This is a genomic window from Variovorax sp. P4_D9, from assembly GCF_056401695.1.
In genome coordinates this window covers 1-3,332 of record NZ_JBFUIU010000916.1, presented here as the reverse complement: position 1 = coordinate 3,332, position 3,332 = coordinate 1, and the positions used below count along the sequence as shown (strand labels likewise).

At 67.2% G+C, this 3,332-nt stretch carries 5 protein-coding genes; all 5 read right to left on the bottom strand.

What is annotated here, in order from left to right:
- A partial coding sequence (locus AC1DY5_RS48235; RefSeq protein WP_478121432.1) for an SDR family oxidoreductase occupies positions 1-688 on the bottom strand: 688 nt, incomplete at its 3' end.
- 19 nt (positions 689-707) lie between these two features.
- On the bottom strand, positions 708-992 hold the full coding sequence (locus AC1DY5_RS48230; protein ID WP_478121431.1) for a Dabb family protein: 285 nt from the start codon (positions 990-992) through the stop codon (positions 708-710).
- A complete protein-coding gene (locus AC1DY5_RS48225; RefSeq protein WP_478121430.1) occupies positions 989-1,210 on the bottom strand; it encodes a hypothetical protein in 222 nt (73 codons plus the stop codon). The genes AC1DY5_RS48230 and AC1DY5_RS48225 overlap by 4 nt, the downstream gene beginning before the upstream one ends.
- On the bottom strand, positions 1,210-3,042 hold the full coding sequence (locus tag AC1DY5_RS48220) for an acyl-CoA dehydrogenase (protein WP_478121429.1): 1,833 nt from the start codon (positions 3,040-3,042) through the stop codon (positions 1,210-1,212). The genes AC1DY5_RS48225 and AC1DY5_RS48220 overlap by 1 nt, the downstream gene beginning before the upstream one ends.
- A gap of 16 nt (positions 3,043-3,058) precedes the next feature.
- Positions 3,059-3,332: PaaI family thioesterase (locus tag AC1DY5_RS48215; RefSeq protein ID WP_478121428.1), on the bottom strand; the 274-nt coding region annotated here is incomplete at its 5' end.

The following is a 3,332-nucleotide window of genomic DNA, read 5'->3' as shown; positions in this document are numbered from 1 at the left end:
CGTCGTCGCCGAGCCGGCCGAGCGGCGCGTGCGAGGCCATCTTCTCCTCGCCGATCGACTTGATCAGGCCGGCGGCCATCTTGGTCATGAAGAAGCCCGGGCAGATCGCGTTGACGTTGATGTTGTACTTGCCCCATTCGGCCGCCAGCGTGTGGGTGAAGCCGATCACCGCGCTCTTGGAGGTGTTGTAGGCCAGGGTCTGCATCTCGGGCGGATTGCCGTTGAGGCCCGCGATCGATGCGATGTTGATGATCCGGCCGGCCTTCTTCGGGATCATGTAGGCGCGTGCGACCTGCTGTGCCAGGATGAAATAGCCGCGCACGTTGAGGTTCATGACCTTGTCCCAGGCCTCGACCGGGTGGTCTTCAGCCGGAGCGCCCCAGCTGGCGCCGGCATTGTTGATCAGGATGTCGATCGCGCCCATGCGCTCGAGCGTCTCGGTGGCGAGGCGCCGGGTGTCCTCCTCCTTGGAGCAGTCGGCCGCGATCCAGCGGGTGTCGATGCCGGCGGCCTGCAGCTCGGCCGCGGCCTGCTCGAGGTCTTCGGCCTTGCGCGAACTCAGCATGATCTTCGCGCCGGCCTCGCCGAGGGCGTGCGCCATCTGCAGGCCCAGGCCGCGCGAGCCGCCGGTGATCAACGCGGTCTTGCCGCTGAGGTCGAAAAGTTTCTGGATGCTTCGTGCGCTCATGATGGTGTCTCCGGGGAAATCAGAGTGTTTGGTAATCGAGCACGCTGCGCGCCTCGCGCAGGCTGCCGAGGAAGGCCGAGACCTCGACGTGCTTCGGGTGCTCGAGGTAGTCCTTGAGCGCCGCCTCGTCGTCGAAAGCCGAGCACAGCACGACATCGCAGTTCGCTTCGAGGCCCGGCGTGCGCACCGCCACCTCGAACTGGCGCATGCCGGGCACCAGGCCCTGGCAGATGTCGAGCCTGGCCTTGAAGGCGGCGGCGTCCTGGGGGTTTTTGAGCTTCCACATCACGATGTGCTTGATCATGGCGAGTCCTTGCTGTCCTTGAGTCGGGAACGAACGTAGATGAGCACGGTGCCGACCGCCACCAGCACCGCGCCGGGAACGGCCATGGCCCAGCCGAGCGCTTCTTCGGTGCGGCCGGTCGCGATGCCGAGGATGACCGCGAAGAGGCCGCCGTAGATCAGGATCCAGATCCACTTCTCCAGCGTCGCATGCGGCTTCGCCTGGGGTGCGCCGGCCATCAGAAAGCCTCCTCGGGCAGCGCGGCGCAAGTCGGATCCCGGCTCTCGACCACGCTGAGCCAGGCGCCGATCTTGGGCAATTCGTAGTGGAAGAAGAAATTGGTGGCGCCGACGCGGCCGGCCGTCGCGGGCGATGCCTGGTCCGCATCGCGCTCCAGCGCACGGTGCGCAACGTCGAGCCAGATCCAGGCCAGCACCACGTGGCCGAAGGCCTGCATGTAGGGCACCGCATTGACCAGCGCCTCCTGCGGATTGCCGGTCGCCCAGGCCTTCTTCGTCGCCGTGCCGAGGCGCTGCAGCGCCTCGCCGAGCGCTTCGGCATGCGCCGCCAGCGCCGGTACCTTGGCGGCACGCGCCATCGTCGTGGTGATGCGTCCGGCCAGCAGCTGCAGGCCGCGCCCGTCTTCCATCAGCACCTTGCGCCCGAGCAGGTCGGCCGCCTGGATGCCGTGCGTGCCTTCGTGGATCATGTTGAGCCGGTTGTCGCGCCAGTACTGCTCGACCGGGAAGTCGCGCGTGTAGCCGTAGCCGCCATGGATCTGGATCGCCAGCGAATTGGCTTCCAGGCACCACTCGCTGGGCCAGCTCTTGGCGATCGGGGTCAGAACCTCGAGCAGCAGCCGGGCGTCGTCGGCGGCCTGGGCCTCGCCGGTCTTCTGCTCGTCGACCAGCCGGGCGCAATAGAGCTCGAGCGCCAGCGCGCCTTCGCAATAGGCCTTCTGCGCCAGCAGCATGCGGCGCACGTCGGCGTGCTCGATGATGCGCACCTGCGGCTTGGCCGAGTCCTTGCCGGCCGGGCCCGCGGGCCGGCCCTGCGGCCGGTTCCTGGCGTACTCCAGCGAGGCGTAGTAGCCGGCCATGCCGAGCATCGTGGCAGCGGTGCCGACGCCGATGCGGGCCTCGTTCATCATGTGGAACATGCAGAACAGGCCCTTGCCGGGCTGGCCGACCAGGTAGCCCACGGCGCCGGCCTTGCCGCCGACCGGGAACTTGCCCTCGCCGAAATTGAGCAGCGTGTTGGTGGTGCCGCGCCAGCCGAGCTTKTGGTTGAGGCCGGCCAGCGCGACGTCGTTGCGCTCGCCGGTCAGTTGGCCGTCGGTGCCGACCATCTTCTTCGGCACGATGAACAGCGAGATGCCGCGCGTGCCGGGAATCAGCTTGCCGTTCTCGTCGGGAATCTTGGCCAGCACGATGTGAACGATGTTCTCGGTCAGCTCGTGGTCGCCGGCCGAGATCCACATCTTGTTGCCGGTGAGACGGTAGCGCGGGCCCAGCGGATCGTCCCGGAAGTCGGCGCCGTCGGGCACGGCGCGTGTCGCGACGTCGCTGAGGCTGGAGCCGGCCTGCGGCTCCGACAGGCACATGGTCCCCGACCAGCGGCCGGCGAACTCGTTCTTGGCGAACACCTCCTTCTGCATCTCGGTGCCGTGCACCATCAGCAGGTTGGCATTGCCGCTGGTCAGCATGTTCGCGCCGATGCTGACCGAAGCCATCGCAAAGAAGCTGTTGGCCGCCGCCGACAAGGTGTAGGGCAGCTGCATGCCGCCGATCTCGTAGTCCTGCGCCGCGCTCAGCATGCCCGACTCGACGAAGGCCTTATGGGCATCGTGCGTGGCTTGCGGCAGGATCACTTTCTCGCCGTCGAAGTGCGGCTCCTGGGTGTCGACGATGCGGTTGTTCGGTGCGTACTTCTCGCGCGCGATGCGCTCGCAGGTGTCGAGCACGGCGTCGAAGGTCTCGCGCGAGTGGTCGGCGAAGCGCTCGCGCTCGGCGAGCGACTCGGCATGGAGCCAGTCGTAGAGAAGAAAGTCGAGGGTGGGACGAGGGCTCATGGAGAGATCCGCTGGACTAGAGTTTGGATTTCGATTCTGCCGCAGCAGACGGTTCCGAAGGCCGGCGTGCAATGGTGCCCTGGGCGAGCGCGCAGAGCTTCTCTTCGCCGTCCTTGACCGCGAAGACCTCGCAGGTACAGACCGCCTGCGCGGGGCCGACGTGCACGGCTCGGGCGCGCGCAATCAAACGTTCGCCGATCGCCGGACGCAGGTAGTTGATCTTGAACTCGGCCGTGACCACCGGCACCCCCATCGCGGTGCCGCCGGCAAAGATCAGTGCGTTGTCGGCC